We start from the raw sequence: 19,144 nt of genomic DNA, 5'->3' as shown, positions 1-19,144 counted from the left end.
TCGTATGTTCCTAGAGTCGGTACTTCCCTATTTGTTATTGGCCGTAGGGTGTCTTACGGTCATAGGTATGCTGCGCCGCATTAATTTGTGGCGTCAAGGGCAAACAGAAAAGGTTGCGATATTCGCTGGCTTAGCGGCGATGCCACGTCGTTATTTGGTGGATCTTCATCACGTGGTTGATCGCGATAAGGTGATGTCCCACACGCACGTGGCCACTGCTGGGGGCTTTGTATTATCCATGGTGCTGATCATTGCGGTACATGGCTTTGGCTTAGCGCCACATGTATTGTCATGGGTGTTATTGGCGTCATTGGCGATGATGTTTACTGGCGCCGTTTTCGTTGCTCGCCGTCGTATCAATCCGCCGAGTCGATTATCCAAAGGCCCGTGGATGCGATTACCCAAAAGCTTGCTGACGTTTTCGTTAAGCTTTTTCATGGTCACCCTGCCAGCCTCTGGTGTGATTTCGGGTGATGCATTTAATGTGTTGGCTGCTGTGGTGTTACTGGCTGCGATAGTATGGGGTGTCGGCGAAATGCTATTGGGCATGGGATGGGGTGGACCGATGAAACACGCTTTTGCCGGGGCACTTCATTTGGCGTTTCACCGCCGCCCAGAACGTTTCGGCGGAGGGCGTTCGACGGGGTTAAAACCACTTAATCTTGAAGATAATAAGTTAGGTGTTGAAAACCCAGCCGATTTCAAATGGAACCAACTGTTGGGTTTTGATGCATGCGTACAATGTGGTCGCTGTGAAGCCGTATGTCCAGCCTTTGCTGCTGGCCAGCCACTTAACCCGAAGAAGCTTGTGCAAGATATGGTGGTGGGGTTAGCAGGAACGACAGACAAACATTACGCAGGTAGTCCGTATCCCGGCAAAGACGTGGGCCACGCACAAGGGAATGCTCATCGTCCTATCGTCGATGGTGTGCTGAATGCTGAAACCTTATGGTCATGCACAACATGCCGAGCTTGTGTTGAAGAGTGTCCGATGATGATTGAACATGTGGATGCGGTAGTCGATATGCGCCGTTTCCTCACTCTAGAGAAAGGGGCAACACCGAGTAAAGCGGTTGATGTTATTGAAAATATTATTTTTACCGACAACCCGAATGGTCATACGCCCAATAAACGAGTTAACTGGGCCGCGGATCAAAACTTGGATCTGATGTCAGACGTCAAGCGTGCTGATGTGCTGTTTTGGGTTTCCGATGGGGCATTTGATATGCGCAGTCAGCGTATTTTGAAAGCCTTCGTCAAAATTTTAAAAGCCGCCAAAATCAACGTCGCTATTCTCGGTAATGAAGAATTGGATAGCGGCGATGTGGCGCGCCGTTTAGGTGATGATGCAACGTTCCAACGTATTGCTAAACGCAATATACAAACCCTCATGAAGTATGATTTTGATTGCATTGTCACCACAGATCCGCACGCCTTCCACTGCTTAAAAAATGAATACCCTGATTTTTATCCTGATGATGAGAAGCCAAATTACCAAGTCTGGCATCACACCACTTTTATTAATCGTCTTGCAGAACAAGGCTTAATTGAGCTGGGCAAACTCGATATCGCTGGCACTATCACCTATCACGATCCTTGTTATTTGGGGCGTTATAACGGGGAATATGATTCACCGCGTACCCTTATCAAACAACTGGGTATGACCTACAAAGAGATGGAACGCTCAGGATTTCGCTCGCGCTGTTGCGGTGGCGGTGGTGGTGCTCCGATCACTGATATCCCTGGTGAGAGCTGCATTGCCGATATGCGTATGGATGATATTCGTGACACAGGCGCTGAACTTGTTGCGGTCGGGTGTCAGCAATGTACCGCCATGTTGGAAGGCGTGGTAGAGCCGCGCCCAGAGGTGAAAGACATTGCCGAACTGGTCGCTGATGTTTTGCTTGAGAAAGAACCGTTAATCCCAGCAGTAGAAGTATGGACACCTGCTGTTGAGTCTCAATTGTCGTAGGAGATAACAATGAAAGAATTTATTTTACGACGCGACCCTCGTGCAGAATGGATTATGCGTAATCGGCTCCACCCAGAGCACAGTACGTTCAGTTCACCCGTCATTGAAGAGCACGGACCTTCTGGCTTGGTGCGGCGTTATCCTCACCGAGTCGGATACACAGGGCCAAATGGCATTAAACGTATTGATCGCCTTAATCACAGTGCGGATCATTCAGTACATCGTTTACGTCCATCTGAACAGAGTGAGACGGTTTTACCGTTACATAAAGTTGAGGCGCCCGATTTTTACGTGGTGGTGGTGCCCGATATGGTGGGTGGGCGACTCACCAGTCACGATAAAGATGTGTTAGGTCAAGCGCATCAATTGGTACAGCAAAGCGAAGGGCAGGGGGCTGTCATGGCCGTGATCTTCGGTTTACACAAAGAAGAACACCTTGATTTGGCGGGGGTAGATCGACTCATTGCTGTTCAAGGTGAGCTATTTGAACAGTACTGTCCAGAAGTAAAGGCTCAGGTATTAGCCAGTGTTGAACAGGCCTATAGGCCTAAACACTGGCTGTTTCCTGACAGTATTCAAGGTGGATTTGAGCTCGGTGCTCGGTTATCGGCGTTGATCGATGAACGTCCTGCGACTCAAGCTTGGACCGTGGATGTTAACCAGACGGTATGCCGCGCTGCTGGCGGCCGGAATGACATCAAACGCGAGACGCCAAGAATCCTGCTTCTTGCTCAAGAGTGCGCGTTACCGATTGATGAAACTCGCCATCAAGCGTTGCCCGTTGAATTCTCTATTGAATGTTATGTTGAACCCGTGATTCAAGATCTAGGCAATGTTGCTGTTGATCCTCAGGCGGTGCCATTAACTGAAGCGGAATTTATTCTATCTGCAGGTAGTGGTATTCACAATTGGGATAGGTTCCATAGCGCGGCAGAGGTGCTTGGTGCCACTGAAGGCGCGAGCCGCGTTGCCGTCGATGATGGCTTTATGCCAAGGCAACGGCAGGTCGGAGCAACGGGTAGTTGGGTGACCGCTCGCGTTTATATTGCTGTGGGTATTTCTGGTGCGATTCAGCATCTGCAAGGGATTGGTGCTTGTGACAAAGTGATTGCGATAAATACCGATGCGGGTTGTGACATGGTTAAACGTGCCGATTTAAGTGTTATTGCTGACAGCGACGAGTTTTTGCAAGCGTTAGTGGAGCTAATGCAAAAGTATCAGGCAGAGGAGCTAAAGAATGCTGCGTAATCAAACAGAAACGCTCAAGGTGAGTACGCTAGTTTCAATCGGGGCTCACCCAGAAACAGGGCGAGCGCGTCGTTCAATGACAGACGCAAGAGCGGTCGAATTGGCGCTTAACCTAAAAAATACCGCGGTTGAAGTGGTTCATGCGGGTAACCCTCAAAATCCGGCACTGGATTATTACAGCGGCATGGGGTTATCGACACTGAAAGTGCTTGAACAAGATGAACAGCAAGACGCCATAACCACTCTTGCGAGCTATTTTTGCGACAACATGCCCGATATTGTGCTCACGGGAATGCGCGCTGAACTTGGTGAGTCGTCTGGCATGCTGCCTTTCTTTCTCGCCTATCAGCTGCAATGTCCCATCGTGATGGGGATTGCAGAAATACTTTCCGTAGAAAATGGCAAAGCACGTGTATTGCAGGCATTGCCTCGTGGTCAAAGACGAGCCTTAAGTGTGTCGTTACCTTTTGTCGCGAGTGTTGATCTCGCCGCACAAGAACCAAGGCAAAGCGCCTATGGACGGGCACGTCAATGCCAAATTGTTCGCCAGACGATGGAAGAGCAGAGCGTTGATTCGGAAAAAATGAATTGGGAGGAGAGTCCTGCCAAGGCCAAAGCAAAACGGCTCAAAGTCGTGAAGGCAAAAAGTGCCGCTGACCGTTTTAAAGCGGCAACAGCGAAAAGCGAATCTTCCGGTGGGAAAGTCTTACAAGAACAGCCTGTTGCTGAAATGGCGCAGGCAGTCTTTGATTTATTACTGGAAGAAGGCGTTGTGCATTAAAAATACCACCAAACCATATCGTATAAACGAGTCAGAGAAGGATGTTCTGTTACCGTCGATATGTCACGCAAAACCATTATGCGTTTATAAATGAGGGAACGTATGAAAAGCATAGTAAGCAGTCCACAGAAATTTAGACCTGCATCTGCAGTTAATTATGATACGGATTATTGTACGGGGCAGGATAACGTCAAGTTTATGGGGATGGATATCCATAATCCGGTATTTGGCATTAGCGCAGGGTTAATTTTGCTCTTTGTTATTTTGACCTTAAATTTTCCCGAGCAAGCAAAAGATACATTAATGCTAGCCAGAACTTGGTCGATTGATAATTTCGATTGGTTTTTCATGGTTGGCTGCAATATTTTTATCGTCTTTTGTGTGTTCCTGCTGGTCTCCCCGGTAGGTAAAATTCGTTTAGGTGGTGTATCAGCTGTACCTGATTTTTCTTACTTATCTTGGTTTTGTATGCTGTTTGCTGCCGGGATGGGGATCGGTTTGATGTTTTGGAGTGTCGCAGAACCTGTTGCCTATTATACCGATTGGTATGGCACTCCGCTTAATGTACCAGCGCGTAGCGTAGAAGCGCAGCAAGTGGCGTTGAGTGCAACTATGTACCATTGGGGGCTTCACCCATGGGCAATTTACGCGGTTGTCGGGTTAGCTCTGGCTTTCTTTTCGTACAACAAAAAACTGCCGCTCACCATTCGATCTGCTTTTTTTCCCATTTTTGGCGAACGCTGCTGGGGGTTTATTGGTAATTTCATCGACATTTTATCGGTATTGGCGACTATCTTTGGTTTAGCGACCTCATTAGGCTTTGGTGCTCAGCAGGCGGCTGGTGGGTTAAGCCATCTATTTGGCATTTCTAGTGGTCTCACAACACAGATTGGTTTCATCATTGTGGTGACCAGCATTGCGGTTGTGTCAGTAGTCCGTGGATTGGATGGCGGGGTAAAACTGCTCAGTAATACCAATATGTTTATTGCAGCAGCACTGTTGGCCATTTTAGTTGTGGTCGGTCCTACGTTGAGTATTGTGCATACGTTTGCCAATATCGCCGTCGGTTATGCGGAAAACTTTGTCCCGCTTTCTGATTGGATGGGGCGCGATGACGCGACGTTTTATCATGGCTGGACGGTCTTTTATTGGGCTTGGTGGGTCTCTTGGTCTCCTTTCGTTGGCATGTTTATCGCTCGTGTGTCAAAAGGTCGCACGGTAAGAGAGTTTATTACCGCAGTGCTATTGGTTCCTACCTTGGTGACCATGATTTGGTTAAGCATTATGGGCGGAACCGCATTGGACCAGGCCACCTCAGGAATTGGTGAGTTGGCCAACGGTATTAGTGATGTATCGCTCTCTATGTTCCAAATGTTCGACCAGTTACCCATGACGTCACTGCTCTCTGTTATCGGCATCGTCTTAGTACTGCTGTTTTTCGTGACATCATCAGATTCAGGATCCTTAGTGATTGATAGCATTACCGCTGGGGGTAAGGAAGACGTTCCCGTTGTTCAACGGGTATTTTGGGCGGTAATGGAAGGGGTTATTGCTGCAGCTTTACTATTTGGTGGTGGCTCTGAAGCTTTAACGGCACTTCAAGCTGGAGCTATTGCTACTGGTTTACCCTTTACTCTGGTTCTGATCTTAATGTGTTGGAGCTTATATAAAGGGTTGATTTCAGAAAAACATTTATATAGATAAATACACCAGCGAAGAAACGATTTCGAAAATGGCAAGAGGGATAAGTTGCCCCCTTCAAAGGAGAAAGAGTCATGATGCATGCTGATTTAGTGGATATGGTTGATTTTGTGAACACTATTTCCGACCTAGGTATTCAATGTTCTTCCAACGAGCCGGAGAAAGTGAAAAGCAGTATTGAACTCTGGCTAAAAGATAATGCTGATAACGCGCCGCTATGGGATGCTGTGTATGCATTTGAATCTGATGGTATTTTACTTCCAGAGGTGGAAGAAGTTATCGCTTGGACGTTGAGTAAAAAACTCGCAGCGTAACGATTATATGCTCTGAAACACGCTATTTAAGATTGCGATCTCCTCACCGAGATCGCTTTTTTATGGAGCCTTTTAAGTAACGCGAGTAATGGATTCAACTTATTAACCGTTATCCTTGATACGATTGCCGAGCAACAAAAAAGCCTCATGCTTGATGAGGCTAGAAAGGGTGAGCGCTCAGTGAGGTCACTAGATTTTTTCTTCCACGCGATCGCAATACCAATTAATGAAATCAATGACCCCAAACTCATAAGTTTGCGAGTAAGGCCCCGGTTGATAACTGAGAGAGTTGATCCCGCGTTGATTATCTTCACCAAGTTTACGGTCTTGATCGTTGGTTGCATCCCACACACGGCGCAAGTTTTCAGGGTCGTAATCAACGCCTTCAATGGCATCTTTATGTACAAACCATTTGGTGGTAACTAACGTTTCTTGCGCTGAAATTGGCAGCACTCGAAATACGATAAAGTGGTCGCTTTGCATATGGTTCCAAGAGTTTGGTAAATGCAAGATACGTAGTGAACCTAAATTGGAATTTTGAATGCGTCCCAGCATTTTTTGACAGCCAAGTGAACCATCAATCGTCATGACCGAAGTGCCTTCTTTCAGTGGCATACGCACGAGGCGGTTTCGTTGACCAAAACTTTGGTGTTGGTGCAAAATACCTTCGGCATCCCATTCAGATGAGAGGCGTTCACAATAGTTTAGAAACTCTGGTGTCGCTCGCGGATCGGTAGTGTCATCCCATTCAAGCAATGTATTTAAAAGCTCTGGGTGACTGCCGCTACAGTGATAACACTCACGGTTGTTTTCAATGACCAGTTTCCAGTTCGCTTGTTCATACATGTTAGATTCGACGGCGAGTTTGGTGTTCTCGACATCATAAGGTTCCATATATTCTTCTAAGGTAGCGAGAAACTCGTCGAAATCAGAGGTTGGAGGTTCGTCACCTAGGCAGATAAAGATAAATCCGCCCGCTGTTTTGCAGTGAACTTGGTTGAGTTTATGTTTTTGCATATCAAACTCGTCCCCCATTTCAGTTCCAGCAAACAGCAGATTGCCTTTGGTGTCGTAAGTCCATTGGTGATAAGGGCAGACTAAGTTCGCTACTTTACCTCTGTGTTCTAGACAGATACGTGAACCGCGGTGACGACAAGTATTGTGAAACGCATTGACCGAACCGTCGGCAGCACGTACGACAAGCACAGGATTTTGCGCGATTTCAACCGTAAAATAATCGCCCTTACTTGGGATTTCACTGGTCATTCCGACAAATAACCACTCCTTTTGAAATATCTCTTCTATATCAACTTTAAATAGTAGGGGGTCATTGTACATCGGACGAGGTAATGAATAGTTTGGTTGACGTTCATTGAGCATCTTTTTCATTTCTGCTCGTGCAATATCCAAACTGGGGTATGTCATGTTGAGTATATCGTTTTGTGTCATTGCTCTATCTTCTTCTCGAAAATGTTGACGATATGCCCTACGAGGGCTTCCTTGCATTTAACCAACCACCTACTTTTTGTGTGTAATTGGGCTTTGGCTATCGTGCCATTATTGGCATAGAGAGAAGAGGTCTAAACGCGACATTTTCCTAGTCTATTTAAGACATGAAATCAGAAACTTTTTGGTCATTGGTTGTTTTGGATAAGTTCATGTCGTGAATAGATAATTTGGTGAATCAATATAAACCAACAATACACAAACCCATGGAGGGACGTTTAAAATTATATCGTTGCGGAGATGCTAAAGATGAATACCCCAACTAATCCCGTTGCTGCTAGCAGTTCGTTTATTCCTGTTGAGACTCAGATTTGGGATAACGGTCGTCATGCTGTTCGTTGTGTGAAAACCATTCAAGAAACCCGGGACACGAAAACGTTTTGTTTTATGGCGCATCAACCTTTGATGTTCTTTTTTAAACCCGGTCAGTTTGTGACACTGGAGTTAGAGATTGATGGTGAACAAGTGTTCCGCTCTTATACGATATCCAGCTCTCCTTCCGTTCCTTATAGCTTTTCGATAACCGTAAAACGGGTGCCGGGCGGAGTGGTATCTAACTGGATACACGATAATCTCGAAGAAGGTTATGAATTGGCCGTTCATGGCCCGGTAGGTGCTTTCAACAGTATAGATTTTCCTGCGGAAAAAGTATTACTGCTCTCTGGTGGCGTTGGTATTACACCGATGATGTCTATGGCACGTTGGATTTATGATACCAATACTGATGTAGATATTTCGTTTGTTCATAGTTCGCGTACGCCTAGTGATGTGATTTTTCATTCTGAGCTGGAATTTATGTCATCGCGGATAGCCAATTTTCATTTACATATCATATGTGCACGCCTTGAATCAGGACAAAAATGGGCAGGTTACCGTGGTTACCTAGATGAAACGAAATTGCTGATGACGACGCCCGATATTAAAGAGCGAGAAATCTTTTGCTGTGGCCCTACGCCATACATGCTCTCAGTAAAATCTATGTTAGCTCGGTTGGGCTTTAACATGGAGCATTATCATGAAGAAGTCTTTGGCGCTACGCCTGATCATGTGGAAGAAAAAGCCGTTCAATCTGCGGAAATTGCGGCAGAGGAAGCGGATGCACTAACGGCTAGCGATCTTATCGATGTGATGTTTTTGAATAGTGATAAGCAGGCGCAAATTGCACCAGGAGAAACTGTCCATGCGGCCGCAGCTAAAGCTGGGCTCACCATTCCTAAAGCATGTGGTATGGGTATTTGTGGTACATGTAAAGTGAAGAAAGTGAGTGGCAATGTTGTGATGAATCATAATGGCGGGATAACCGATGAAGATGTCGATGATGGCTATATTTTGTCTTGTTGTAGTGTGCCAGAAGACAATGTCGCAATTGAATATTGATGTGCATTGGCGATGCGTCTAAGCGACGTAACATTAGTGGCCGATAGTTCGGCCCCCTAATAAGATTCATCGTTAACGTATTTAGAAACCAACGTCGATAAACTGGGTCGGTGTCAGTACTGATCAAATTCGGTTTCCGTAGCCGTCTTCTGTTATTTTGACAGCAGAATGTTGAGCTTGCATCAGAATAACCGATCTGCAATTCATTCGGCATACCATCACTATTAAACAGCATGTTGTTAGTCGAATGACCACATGCCCATCACCATTCTTAGGGGGGCGGTCTGATTATTGGTTATCGCACTTGGCAATAAAGGTTTGCAGCAATGTAGAGACCAGCTGTTGAATAATCTTAATTTGTTCTTTACTGGCGTTATCCATATGGATGCCACAGTTGGCACTGACGACGCAATTAAGAGCGGAAGCTGTTTTTTGGGCGACATGGTGAGCGAGTAAGTCTTCTTTATGCCCCATTACGCAGATGACAGACGTGGAGGCGCTTATTTTTTCTGGATCTTCTAAGCTAGGGCGAGGCTGAGCAACGGCTGTCGCGCCAATATGCGCTTTGTCACCACCCGATAAAACTAAAACCAGATCGTCACCAACGGGAAGGGCGGTTAACTCCACGCGAATTCCATCTTGCTCTTCTACTAGCGATTGGCCTAACACTTGCGACATTTCCGATTACCCTTATGAAATAAAAGGAATACTTTATCATGAGTTATGGGGTGAACCTAATAGGGTTGCGAAACGAGGCATGCCCCCACCAATAATAAATGTCGGTGGGGGCTGATAGACACAATTATCTATCAAATGATGATATGTAAGATTAGTGAGTGATTACTCCGCCAGTTTTATTTATGGTATAGCCTTGAGGTAAAGCAAAAGCATTTGGGGTGGTTTTCGCTACCACCACCTCTTGGTTAATCGTAAATGGTACGGGTTGGATGTCATTTATATTTGAAGATGGCGCAACATAGACCTGGTATTGGCCGGGTTCGATAATCCATTGGTTGTCTTTGCTATCAAAGCTAGCTAACCATTTCGCTGGAATAGTGAAATTCAGTGTTTGCGCTTCTCCTGGGGCCAGTTGAGCTGTTTTAGCGAATGATTTTAACTCAATTTTTGGTTTGACCAATTTACCATTTGGCGCGGCAATATAGACTTCTGCAACTTCCTTACCGGCGACTTGGCCTGAGTTTGTGATGGTAGCAGAGAGCGACACTTCACCTTTTGCACCGCTTGCGTTTAAGCTGTTTTCAACCACAGTCGGTGTGCCATAACGAAATGAGGTATACGACAAGCCGTAACCAAATGGGAAGGAAACCGGTACGTTATTAGTCGAGTAGTAACGATAGCCAACTAAAATGCCATCATTGTAATAGTTAGTGTCGATTTTTCCGTCGCCATTGGTGTCTTTACCAAAGAATGTCTTAGCAGAGGGAACATCGCTGTATTTGGTAGGGAAAGTTTGGGTGAGCTTACCGCTTGGATTGGTTTTACCTGAAAGGATATCAGCGACAGCAAAACCACTTTCTTCACCCGGCAAGTATGCGAGCACAATGCCATCTACTTTATCTTTCCAAGAGGTTGTTTCAATCACGCCTGAGATATTCAATACCACGACGACTTGTTTACCTTGCGCGTGGAAAGCCTTAGACACCTTACTGATTAACGCTGATTCGTTATTAGTGAGTTGGTAATCCCCTTTTTTCGTGGTTCGATCTGTGCCTTCACCCGCTGTGCGCGAAATAGTAATCACGGCGACATCATCGTCTTTAGCCGCGGTATTAATCTGTTTTGCTGATAGGGTGGGTTCTGGGCAGTGATAAATGGTACTGATATTAAATTTATCTGACGTTTTGGTGCGGTTAGTGTGATACCAGTGTTGGTAATAGCGTTGCAGTGTTGGATCGACGGTTAATTCGGCTTGCAAGCCTTCCATCAAATTGACCACATGGGCTGAGTGAACGTCGCCGCTGCCAGTTCCTCCTTTTTGAGTGAGTTGCTGAGCAATACCGAAAGTCGCCACTTTTTCATGGGTACTGATTGGCAATGCTTGAGATTGGTTTTTCAGTAAAATAATGCCTTGGTCAGCCGCATAACGTGACAGTGCTGCATGAGTGGCTAAATCTGGATTGTTGGCGGGTAATACATGTTGCGCGCTTGGTGTTTTTAGCATTTGCGTGACGATGTGAACCGCATTTCGGTTGATGGTTTCGTCGGTGATTTTGCCTTCTTGATACGCTTTTTGTAGGTGTTGTAATTGTTTCTCTTTGGTCACCATGTTGATGCCGCCAGGCTGAATTTCATCATTGCCAGCATTAATCATCTCAACCGCGTTATCTCCGGCATACCAGTCACTCATCACTAGGCCTTTAAAACCCCATTCATCACGAAGTACATCGGTGACTAAATCATGGCGTTGTGAGGTATAGGTGCCATTTACCTTATTGTAAGAGGTCATGATGGCCCAAGGCTGCGCTGTTTCTACAGTATTTTCGAACCCACGTAGATAAATTTCTCGCAGCGCACGGGGAGAAATAATGTTGTTGACCGTCATGCGGTTAGTTTCAGAGTTATTGGCGACAAAGTGTTTAATGGTGACACCAATACCATTGGATTGAGCCCCTTCTGTTACCGCTTCTGCAATTTTTGCTGTGACGAATGGATCTTCTGAATAGTATTCAAAGTTACGGCCATTCAAAGGATTACGCTGAATGTTCATTCCGGGAGCTAACCAAAAATCCACACCATAGGCTTTGGCTTCTTGGCCGATGGCATTGCCAACGGTTCTGACAACTTGAGGATCCCAGCTAGAAGCGAGTAACACGCCAATAGGAAAAGCCGTAGCGTAATAGGTGTGCTCGTCACCTTCGCGTTTAGGATCAATACGAATACCGGCAGGGCCATCGGCAAGTACCGATGCGGTTAAATCAATGCCGGAAACAGGATTGTTAACCCCGTTAATATAGCCAGCAGTGCCTTTAACTTCTGGCCCGGCATTAATTCCTTTATCACCATAACCGGGGCCGACGAGTACATTGAGCTTTTCATCAGTACTCATTTTACTGACCATATTTTGCGCTTTAAGTTGTAAAGCTGCTTGGTCGTTATTGTCTTGATTGGTATTTGCGCAACCGGTCAGTGCGCTGGCAATGGCAAGAGAAACGATGACCGTTGTTTTGTTTAGCTTTGGATACATGACTTTTTTATTCATTATCGTTACCTGTTTATTTCACAAATGGGCTGCTGATGCGAACTGTAAGGTAGGCGGATTATATTATGCCGAAGGAAAAGGGCATCAGAGCGCATATAAATGTAACTCCCTAGTGGAACCGGTTTCTCTGCTGAGATTAACGTTTTGCTAATGAAAGATGAGCAGTGATAAAAATTGGGATAGGTATCATTTTTCTTGCAAAAAAGTTGGAACGAAACAATGTGCGTTTTACTTTCTTATGGAATAAAAGTCATATAAAAGAAGGAAAATCAACCAATATCAGAGCGTTAAACCAGCAGTATTAAGTTTAATTGAGAAAAGTTATCATCTTGATTGGTAAAAACGATTGGATTTTAAACACTAAATTAACTCAATATAATGATGTTAACCAAGGTTAACTTATGTGAGGTAAGTTTAATGTTGCAATCAATATCAAACAATTCGATTCAATTTCAAGCAACCGATGTGTTGCGGGGTAAAGCAAAACGCTTTAACTGGTTAGTGATGTTTGGCCCTGCTCTGATTGCAGCTGTGGCTTATGTGGATCCGGGAAACTTTGCGACTAACATCGAAGCGGGAGCCAAATATGGCTACTCATTACTTTGGGTGGTGCTCGCCGCAAACCTGATGGCAATGTTGATTCAAGGGATGTCGGCTCGTCTTGGCTTAGCCACGGGTAAAAACCTCGCGGAAGTGATCCGTGAAAAATATCCCAAGCCTGTCGTTTGGTTTTACTGGATTCAAGCGGAGTTAGTTGCGATCGCGACCGATCTTGCAGAGTTTCTAGGGGCTGCACTGGCTTTTTATTTGCTATTTGATATTCCCATGATTTACGGCGCTCTCCTCACAGGCGTGGTGACTTATGCGGCTTTGCTATTACAACGCTTTGGTTTCCGGTTAATGGAGATCATTATCGGTGCCATGATCATGGCGATTGCGGGGGGATTTGCAGTCGAGCTATTCCTCAGTCGCCCAGACATGGCGGCGCTGACCCAGGGCTTGTTTGTTCCCAATTTCCCTGATAGCTATGCGTTATATTTAGCGGCTGGTATTTTAGGGGCGACGATTATGCCCCACGTCATTTATCTGCACTCGGCGCTGGCACAAGACAGAATAAAGGTAAAAAACAGTTCTGAGCGTAAAGCAATTGCCCGTTTCTACCGCTTGGACGTGGTGTTAGGCATGGCTTTAGCTGGGGTTGTTAATATGGCCTTGCTAGCTTTAGCAGCGGCGACATTTCATACCACAGGTCATAAAGATGTAGCGACAATTTCTGAAAGCTATAAGCTGCTATCTCCATTGATGGGAGGCAGTGCGGCGAGCACCATTTTTGGTATCGGTTTGTTATTAGCTGGACTGTCATCTTCCATTGTCGGCACTATGTCCGGCCAAGTGTTAATGCAAGGTTTTGTGCGCTTTACCATTCCAATTGGTGTGCGCAGACTAATTACGATGGTTCCTGCATTAATTGTCATTATGCTTGGTGTCTCCGAACAAAAAGCGCTGGTCGCCAGCCAAGTGGTATTGAGTTTCGGTATTCCATTTGCGCTCATTCCACTGTTAACTTTCACCTCATCGCGAAAAATTATGGGTGATATGGTCAATAAAAAGTGGATTAGCTATCTTGGTCGCTTGATTTGTGGCTTAATCATAGGATTAAATATTTACGTTATTTATTACACTGTTGCATAAAAATAATGCCAAAATCAAAACAGAGTCTTTATTTTAATAAAGCAAAAGAAGACCACCAAAGTGAGCTGGTGGAAGATTATGTCGAAGAAATTGCAGATTTATTCCAAACGCATGGTGAGGTTCGCAGTGCCGATCTCGCCCAGCGGTTTGGCGTGAGTGCGGCTGCCGTTTCCAAATTCATTTCACGCCTAAAGAAAGAAGGGTTAGTAGAATCAATGCCATATCGTGGTATTTTTCTAACCAAACAAGGCAAAGCGCTTGCAGAAAAAGTAGCTCATCGTCACAATGTAGTATTTGAAACCTTAATCAAGTTAGGCGTATCTGAAGCCACTGCGCATGCTGATGCAGAAGGTATTGAACACCACTGCAGCGAAGAAACAGTGCAAGCGATGCTGGGCTTTTTGAAGTCCTAAGACGTGCCTCTGCTCGTTCATTGTAATTCAACAATGACTGCAAACCTTAAAGGCTCAGGCGACTCAAAACGCAAATGATAATGACATTGACGGCATAGATTATCGACAATCGATAATCCTAAGCCAAAGTGTTGTGTGCTCGAACGGGCGCTATCGATCTGATAAAGCGGTTGCTTGAGGTTTTCTAGCTGTTCATTACTGATCTTCTTAGCAATAGGGTTCGAGATCCGTAGTGCCCGTTTCTTATTGATGGTCATCCATTCTAAACATACGTTACTGCTTTGCGGACCATAGAATAGGGCATTATCGAGCAGGTTAGTGACGATGGTTTCAATAATAAATCGGTCAGCTTCTAATGTATTAAAAGCGGTAAAGCGTAGTTGGACCCGTTGGTCAATATCATGATATTTGAAGCGCAGTGAACTGATGAGCGAATCGCATAGTTCATTTAAGCACAGCTCTTCTTGGCTAATTTCAAGACTGGGTGATGATGAACGTTGCAATAACATCAAATTTTCCACAATGCTTTTCATACGATGGGAGATATTCAGTATGTCGGATGAAAATGTGGCGCTGATTCTTTCATCATCTGGATAAAGACGATGGATCTCGCTCAGTGAGAGAATCTCTGCAATTGGCGTTTTCAGTTCATGAGCAATATCGGTCGTAATGCGTTTTTCGTTTTCAACCAATTGATTGTTGGTGGCAATAAAAGCGTTAAGTTCTCGTCGGATAGGCTCAATTTCTTTGACGGGTTTTTTCGCGTTTGGGAAACCGGTGATTGGTTCACCGCTTTCTCTTAAATCGCGAAAATGTTTCAATTCTTCATTTAAGGCGCGCAGTGGAGCTAAGCCTCGTTTTATCACGACATTGGTAATGTAAAACACTAAGCCCATCGCAATAATGAAGCTACTGATCAACAGTAAGTCGACAATCCACAATAAGTTTAAAGAATGCACTGATTCATACACCGTGAGATAAAGCGGTGTAGCATCTTGCGTGGCATTCTTCGGGACAAATGTCGATAGGACCATTCGACCCGGTTCACCATTTGGCATCGTAATTGGGAACACCTGATCGCGCCCCAGTGGCAGATGAGATTTTACTAAATCGGTGTTCGGGAAGCGTTGTAGCGAATCCGAGCGTTTTATGACTTTATCGCCCCGCCACAGTTGGAAAAATTGGGGATGCTTCGCGCGTGAATATTGTGGCATGACTTGTTGATCAAAGGTCATTTCTAATTGGTTTAAAGAGTAACTTACTTGAGACTTAAGATAGTTAGCGTTGGAAATCAGCTGGTTATCAAATTGTTTTTCGACCCAGCGATCCATTCCTTGATCCACACAAAGGAAAACGATAAGTACAATAACACCAAAAATCAGTGACACTGAGCGCACTAAGTTTTTTTGAATAGAAACAATATTATTGCTGCGTTTACGTTTATCAAACACGGCTAACAGGCGAGATATCAAAGTCACGAAACAACCATTTAATTTTGAATTAGGTAGCCAAAACCGCGTTTATTGCGAATGGGTAAGTTGCCGTGAACTTTACGAACTTTGCGGCGTATAGCGCTGATGTGCACTTCAATGGCATTTTTTGACAGATAATTATAACTGCCTACCACAGCATCACTAATACTTTCTAAGCTAATGACTCGATTTGGACTACGGAATAAGCAGTTGAGAATTTTAAACTCATTGGGTGTTAACTCAATAGGCGTGTGTTGATATTCGAATGTGCGCTTGGCCAAGTTAAGACAAAACTCTCCCACATTCAGGCAATCGTCTCGATTTTCAGTCGTGCTACGGCGCATTAACGTCAGTATTCGCGCATGCAGTTCATCAAAAGAAAACGGTTTGGTGAGGTAATCATCCGCGCCTTTGAGTAAGCCATCGACTCGATCTTGCGTTTGGTTTTTAGCTGATAGGATCAGTACTCGAGTATTAATTTTTTGCTGGCGAATTTTTTGTAATAGCGACATGCCATCGATACTCGGCAGCATTAAATCAAGGATGATAGCGTCGTATTCATATTGCAGTGCCATAGCGAGGCCTTCCGCGCCATCACCGGTTTCATCGGTGGCAAAACCAAGATGATTTAAACCCACGACTAAGCTGCGTCGTAATACTTCGGAGTCTTCAACGATGAGGATTTTCATGATTCGTAATGTTGTACAAAGGTTAAACTTTTATATCGTGTTTTGTCATTATCATCAAAAACATGACGAGTTTAAAACGTGACAGATAAACATTAGAGAGCAAACCGAATGAAAAGTTTCATGTAAATGAAGAAAAACGGGAAAGTCATGAAAGACGGGGGCTTTTGTGTTGCTGTTGGTAATGATTAATGAAGTCTAAAACTACCAATGCAGATTCCGGAGGTTAATAGAATTGAACCAGTTTGACTTTCTTCATTATAGTTGAAATAGATGTCATAATGATTCGAGGTTATTTTAGGGTGAATATGTCTTTCTAAAATGTCGCTATTTAATTGGTGAATTTCTGCTGACCATTTCTTGTTATTTTCTTTTAAATAAAAATCTATTTTATACATATTTTTCCTTCTTTATTTTGGAGGTTTCTTTCACGTAATAATTGATACCAATGACGTTGGCGAGTTGTTCTTCTAGACATAATGAGCCTTAAATTGAGAATATTGAGTTATAGCAAGAAAGATAAAAGTAAATGGAGTTTTCTTTCAGGAGGGAAGTGGTGTCCTGAAGACACCACTTGATATCTTATAAAGCAGTAACGTTGGCTGCTTGTGGGCCTTTTTTACCTTACTCAACATCAAAACTTACTTTTTGACCTTCAGCGAGTGTTTTAAACCCTTCAGAAACGATTGAATTAAAGTGAACAAATAATTCTGAACCACCATTATCTGGAGTAATAAAGCCAAAGCCTTTTGTTTCATTAAACCATTTGACTAAACCAGTTGTTTTAGACATAAAAATACCTCGATATAAATTGATTAACTGTAAGTTTGCTTATAGAAATAGCTATTAATTGGATTTGTAAGGAGAAGAAAACTCAGCAGCTATACGAAGAAGAAATCGAAAGGTATCTGGGGGAACTTGTTCTTGTTTATCTTTAATAGCTCATTTTTAAGAGCTGGTTGCACTATACACCTTGTAATAGGAATAGCTACCATTATTTTTCATTAATTATCATTTTAAGTATCTTTTAAATATGAAAATGATGTGTTTTTTATAATTAGAAAATCAACTCAAAGATTAGGATTTAAATTAGCACGCTAATGGGAATAGCTAAACAATGAGCTTTCGCATGATGAATTTTAAGTAGATGTATATTAGGTGATTTTTTGAAAAACTGTGATGAGCTACGTGTTACAAAACATTAGGTGGAAACGTTTCCACTGGGTGCTATTTTGATCACAGTATTTAACAAATGGGGTACACATAATGACCTTTCTTTCGCTGATTTAACGAGCGGATGAACCATATATAAAAATATAAAAGAAAGGCGTGACCCTATGAATCCAACTCATGTGACCTACAAAACTAAGCTTTCATACGGCTTAGGGGCTCTCGGCAAAGACCTTGCTTGTGCGCCCATCTACATCTTTTTGATGTTCTATTTTACCGATGTGGTCGGCCTTTCGGCTGCTTATGTCGGTGCGGTATTCCTTGCAGCTCGAATCGTCGATGCGGTGACTGATCCCATGATGGGAATTGTGGTGGATAACACCCGTTCTCGTTTTGGTAAATTTAGGCCATGGATATTGATCGGTACGTTCGTCAATATGTTTGTCTTAATTGCCCTTTTTAGTACTCACCTTTTTTCAGGCACAGCAGCGTATGTGTATGCGGCGGCTATTTATATTCTTTGGGGCGTCACCTATACCATCATGGATATCCCTTTCTGGTCGATGATTCCGGCGATCTCTGATTCGCGTCCAGAACGAGAAAAATTGGTGGTGTGGCCACGTCTATTTGCCAGTGTCGCGTGGTTTATTGTCGGCAGTTACGGTTTGGCGATTGTCACGGATTTAGGCTCCGGCGACCAAGGTAAAGGTTTCTTATATAGCGCATGTATTATCGCGATATTGTTTCTTTTGAGCGCGTTAATTACCTTCCGTAATGTAAAAGAAAAAGTCCGAGTCCACGTTGCCAATAATGATAAATTTAGCCTAAAAGATACCCTGCATATCATTGGTGGTAACGATCAGCTAAAAGCGCTTATTGCGACGGTATTGTGTTTCCAAATTGCTAATTTGCTCGTCGGTGGTTTTGCGATTTATTACTTTACCTATGCCATGGGCGATAAAAGTTTGTTCCCTGCTTATATGATGATTGCGGGTGGGGCCGAAGTAGCTGGTGTGTTCTTATTTCCTAAGCTGGCTAACCTTTTACCGCGTAAGAATCTGTGGGTGGTGGCGTGTGGCTTACCCATCGTGTCTTGTTTATTGCTGTTGGCGATGGGCATGATTGCACCGGGTAACGTGGTTTTAATTGGTTTGTCGGGTGCGGCGATCAAGTTTGGTGTGGGTATTGCTAATGCGTTGCAAACGGTGATGTTGGCTGATGTGGTTGACTACGGCGAATACAAGATTGGCCGCCGTACTGAGAGCGTTATTTTTTCAGTACAAACCATGCTAGTAAAATTTGCGGGCGCAGCGGGTGCATTCATTGTTGGTGTCGGCCTTTCTGCGATTGGTTACGTCCCTAACGTCACTCAAAGTGACGGCACTATTTTAGGATTGAACTTCATGATGATTGGTTTGCCAACCATTTTGATGTTGTTCAGCGCCATTATCTATAAACGTTTTTATCATCTTCACGAAGGCTTTGTTGCGCCGGACAGTTCAGATTTGCCAAATGCTGCTGAATTACAGCCGACCGCTGAAAAATCCGCTTAATGTATTGGGGGAGCGCGCGGTGCTCCCTTGTTTTATTGC

General features: G+C 44.2%; 15 protein-coding genes. 9 read left to right on the top strand and 6 right to left on the bottom strand.

Annotated elements, in window-relative coordinates:
- The first annotated feature begins 4 nt into the window (after positions 1–4).
- The 5 genes from I1A42_RS10315 (at position 5) to I1A42_RS10295 (ending at position 6,016) form a co-directional block, all read left to right on the top strand.
- Positions 5–1,972, top strand: a complete 1,968-nt coding sequence (locus I1A42_RS10315) for a (Fe-S)-binding protein (RefSeq protein WP_196123427.1) — start codon at positions 5–7, stop codon at positions 1,970–1,972.
- 9 nt (positions 1,973–1,981) lie between these two features.
- The gene (gene etfA / locus I1A42_RS10310; protein ID WP_196123426.1) at positions 1,982–3,220 is read left to right on the top strand and encodes an electron transfer flavoprotein subunit alpha; all 1,239 of its coding nucleotides are present in this window, start codon (positions 1,982–1,984) and stop codon (positions 3,218–3,220) included.
- Positions 3,210–4,001, top strand: a complete 792-nt coding sequence (gene etfB, locus I1A42_RS10305) for an electron transfer flavoprotein subunit beta (RefSeq protein WP_196123425.1) — start codon at positions 3,210–3,212, stop codon at positions 3,999–4,001. Before etfA ends, etfB begins: the two co-directional genes overlap by 11 nt.
- Positions 4,002–4,103: 102 nt before the next feature.
- On the top strand, positions 4,104–5,705 hold the full coding sequence (locus I1A42_RS10300; RefSeq protein ID WP_161156888.1) for a BCCT family transporter: 1,602 nt from the start codon (positions 4,104–4,106) through the stop codon (positions 5,703–5,705).
- A 71-nt stretch (positions 5,706–5,776) separates the two neighbouring features.
- Positions 5,777–6,016 (top strand): hypothetical protein, encoded by a 240-nt coding sequence (locus I1A42_RS10295; RefSeq protein ID WP_161156890.1) that lies wholly within the window; start codon positions 5,777–5,779, stop codon positions 6,014–6,016.
- Positions 6,017–6,205: 189 nt separating this feature from the next.
- Here the strand turns inward: I1A42_RS10295 and I1A42_RS10290 are convergent, their stop codons facing one another.
- A complete protein-coding gene (locus tag I1A42_RS10290) occupies positions 6,206–7,522 on the bottom strand; it encodes an aromatic ring-hydroxylating oxygenase subunit alpha (protein WP_272918868.1) in 1,317 nt (438 codons plus the stop codon).
- A 249-nt stretch (positions 7,523–7,771) separates the two neighbouring features.
- Here I1A42_RS10290 and I1A42_RS10285 point away from each other — a divergent pair, with 249 nt between their 5' ends.
- Positions 7,772–8,899, top strand: a complete 1,128-nt coding sequence (locus I1A42_RS10285) for a hybrid-cluster NAD(P)-dependent oxidoreductase (RefSeq protein WP_161156892.1) — start codon at positions 7,772–7,774, stop codon at positions 8,897–8,899.
- 288 nt (positions 8,900–9,187) lie between these two features.
- Here I1A42_RS10285 and lpdD read toward each other — a convergent pair whose 3' ends face one another.
- Together lpdD and I1A42_RS10275 are read right to left on the bottom strand one after the other, a co-directional pair.
- On the bottom strand, positions 9,188–9,577 hold the full coding sequence (gene lpdD, locus I1A42_RS10280) for a prenylated flavin chaperone LpdD (RefSeq protein ID WP_161156894.1): 390 nt from the start codon (positions 9,575–9,577) through the stop codon (positions 9,188–9,190).
- Positions 9,578–9,728: 151 nt separating this feature from the next.
- Positions 9,729–12,119 carry a glycoside hydrolase family 3 C-terminal domain-containing protein gene (locus tag I1A42_RS10275; RefSeq protein ID WP_230389373.1) on the bottom strand — a complete coding sequence of 797 codons (2,391 nt, stop codon included), beginning with the start codon at positions 12,117–12,119 and terminating at the stop codon, positions 9,729–9,731.
- Between the two features lie 417 nt (positions 12,120–12,536).
- Here I1A42_RS10275 and I1A42_RS10270 point away from each other — a divergent pair, with 417 nt between their 5' ends.
- Complete coding sequence (locus I1A42_RS10270; protein WP_161156896.1) at positions 12,537–13,811, top strand: Nramp family divalent metal transporter; 1,275 nt, start codon at positions 12,537–12,539, stop codon at positions 13,809–13,811.
- Positions 13,812–13,816: 5 nt separating this feature from the next.
- A complete protein-coding gene (gene mntR, locus I1A42_RS10265) occupies positions 13,817–14,224 on the top strand; it encodes a manganese-binding transcriptional regulator MntR (RefSeq protein ID WP_196123424.1) in 408 nt (135 codons plus the stop codon).
- A 17-nt stretch (positions 14,225–14,241) separates the two neighbouring features.
- Here the strand turns inward: mntR and I1A42_RS10260 are convergent, their stop codons facing one another.
- The 3 genes from I1A42_RS10260 to I1A42_RS10250 all read right to left on the bottom strand — a co-directional run bounded on the left by I1A42_RS10260 (position 14,242) and on the right by I1A42_RS10250 (position 17,174).
- Entirely contained in the window at positions 14,242–15,702 is a 1,461-nt protein-coding gene (locus I1A42_RS10260; RefSeq protein ID WP_196123423.1) for a sensor histidine kinase, read from the bottom strand.
- Between the two features lie 11 nt (positions 15,703–15,713).
- Positions 15,714–16,385, bottom strand: a complete 672-nt coding sequence (locus tag I1A42_RS10255) for a response regulator transcription factor (RefSeq protein ID WP_196123422.1) — start codon at positions 16,383–16,385, stop codon at positions 15,714–15,716.
- Between the two features lie 621 nt (positions 16,386–17,006).
- Complete coding sequence (locus tag I1A42_RS10250; RefSeq protein ID WP_196123421.1) at positions 17,007–17,174, bottom strand: cold-shock protein; 168 nt, start codon at positions 17,172–17,174, stop codon at positions 17,007–17,009.
- Positions 17,175–17,719: 545 nt separating this feature from the next.
- Here I1A42_RS10250 and melB point away from each other — a divergent pair.
- On the top strand, positions 17,720–19,105 hold the full coding sequence (gene melB / locus I1A42_RS10245) for a melibiose:sodium transporter MelB (RefSeq protein WP_196123420.1): 1,386 nt from the start codon (positions 17,720–17,722) through the stop codon (positions 19,103–19,105).
- The last annotated feature ends 39 nt before the right edge of the window (positions 19,106–19,144 follow it).

Origin of the sequence: Vibrio nitrifigilis (assembly GCF_015686695.1) — a bacterium.
Lineage (GTDB): Bacteria > Pseudomonadota > Gammaproteobacteria > Enterobacterales > Vibrionaceae > Vibrio > Vibrio nitrifigilis.
Note: the sequence above shows the minus strand (reverse complement) of the source record. Positions and strands in the feature narration are given on the sequence as shown.

Excerpts from the sequence above, each read along its gene's own strand:
- I1A42_RS10315 (WP_196123427.1), top strand. The coding sequence starts at position 5 with ATGTTCCTAGAGTCGGTACTTCCCTATTTGTTATTGGCCGTAGGGTGT.
- etfA (WP_196123426.1), top strand. The coding sequence starts at position 1,982 with ATGAAAGAATTTATTTTACGACGCGACCCTCGTGCAGAATGGATTATG.
- etfB (WP_196123425.1), top strand. The coding sequence starts at position 3,210 with ATGCTGCGTAATCAAACAGAAACGCTCAAGGTGAGTACGCTAGTTTCA.
- I1A42_RS10300 (WP_161156888.1), top strand. The coding sequence starts at position 4,104 with ATGAAAAGCATAGTAAGCAGTCCACAGAAATTTAGACCTGCATCTGCA.
- I1A42_RS10295 (WP_161156890.1), top strand. The coding sequence starts at position 5,777 with ATGATGCATGCTGATTTAGTGGATATGGTTGATTTTGTGAACACTATT.
- I1A42_RS10290 (WP_272918868.1), bottom strand. The coding sequence starts at position 7,522 with ATGCAAGGAAGCCCTCGTAGGGCATATCGTCAACATTTTCGAGAAGAA.
- I1A42_RS10285 (WP_161156892.1), top strand. The coding sequence starts at position 7,772 with ATGAATACCCCAACTAATCCCGTTGCTGCTAGCAGTTCGTTTATTCCT.
- lpdD (WP_161156894.1), bottom strand. The coding sequence starts at position 9,577 with ATGTCGCAAGTGTTAGGCCAATCGCTAGTAGAAGAGCAAGATGGAATT.
- I1A42_RS10275 (WP_230389373.1), bottom strand. The coding sequence starts at position 12,119 with ATGAATAAAAAAGTCATGTATCCAAAGCTAAACAAAACAACGGTCATC.
- I1A42_RS10270 (WP_161156896.1), top strand. The coding sequence starts at position 12,537 with ATGTTGCAATCAATATCAAACAATTCGATTCAATTTCAAGCAACCGAT.
- mntR (WP_196123424.1), top strand. The coding sequence starts at position 13,817 with ATGCCAAAATCAAAACAGAGTCTTTATTTTAATAAAGCAAAAGAAGAC.
- I1A42_RS10255 (WP_196123422.1), bottom strand. The coding sequence starts at position 16,385 with ATGAAAATCCTCATCGTTGAAGACTCCGAAGTATTACGACGCAGCTTA.
- I1A42_RS10250 (WP_196123421.1), bottom strand. The coding sequence starts at position 17,174 with ATGTCTAAAACAACTGGTTTAGTCAAATGGTTTAATGAAACAAAAGGC.
- melB (WP_196123420.1), top strand. The coding sequence starts at position 17,720 with ATGAATCCAACTCATGTGACCTACAAAACTAAGCTTTCATACGGCTTA.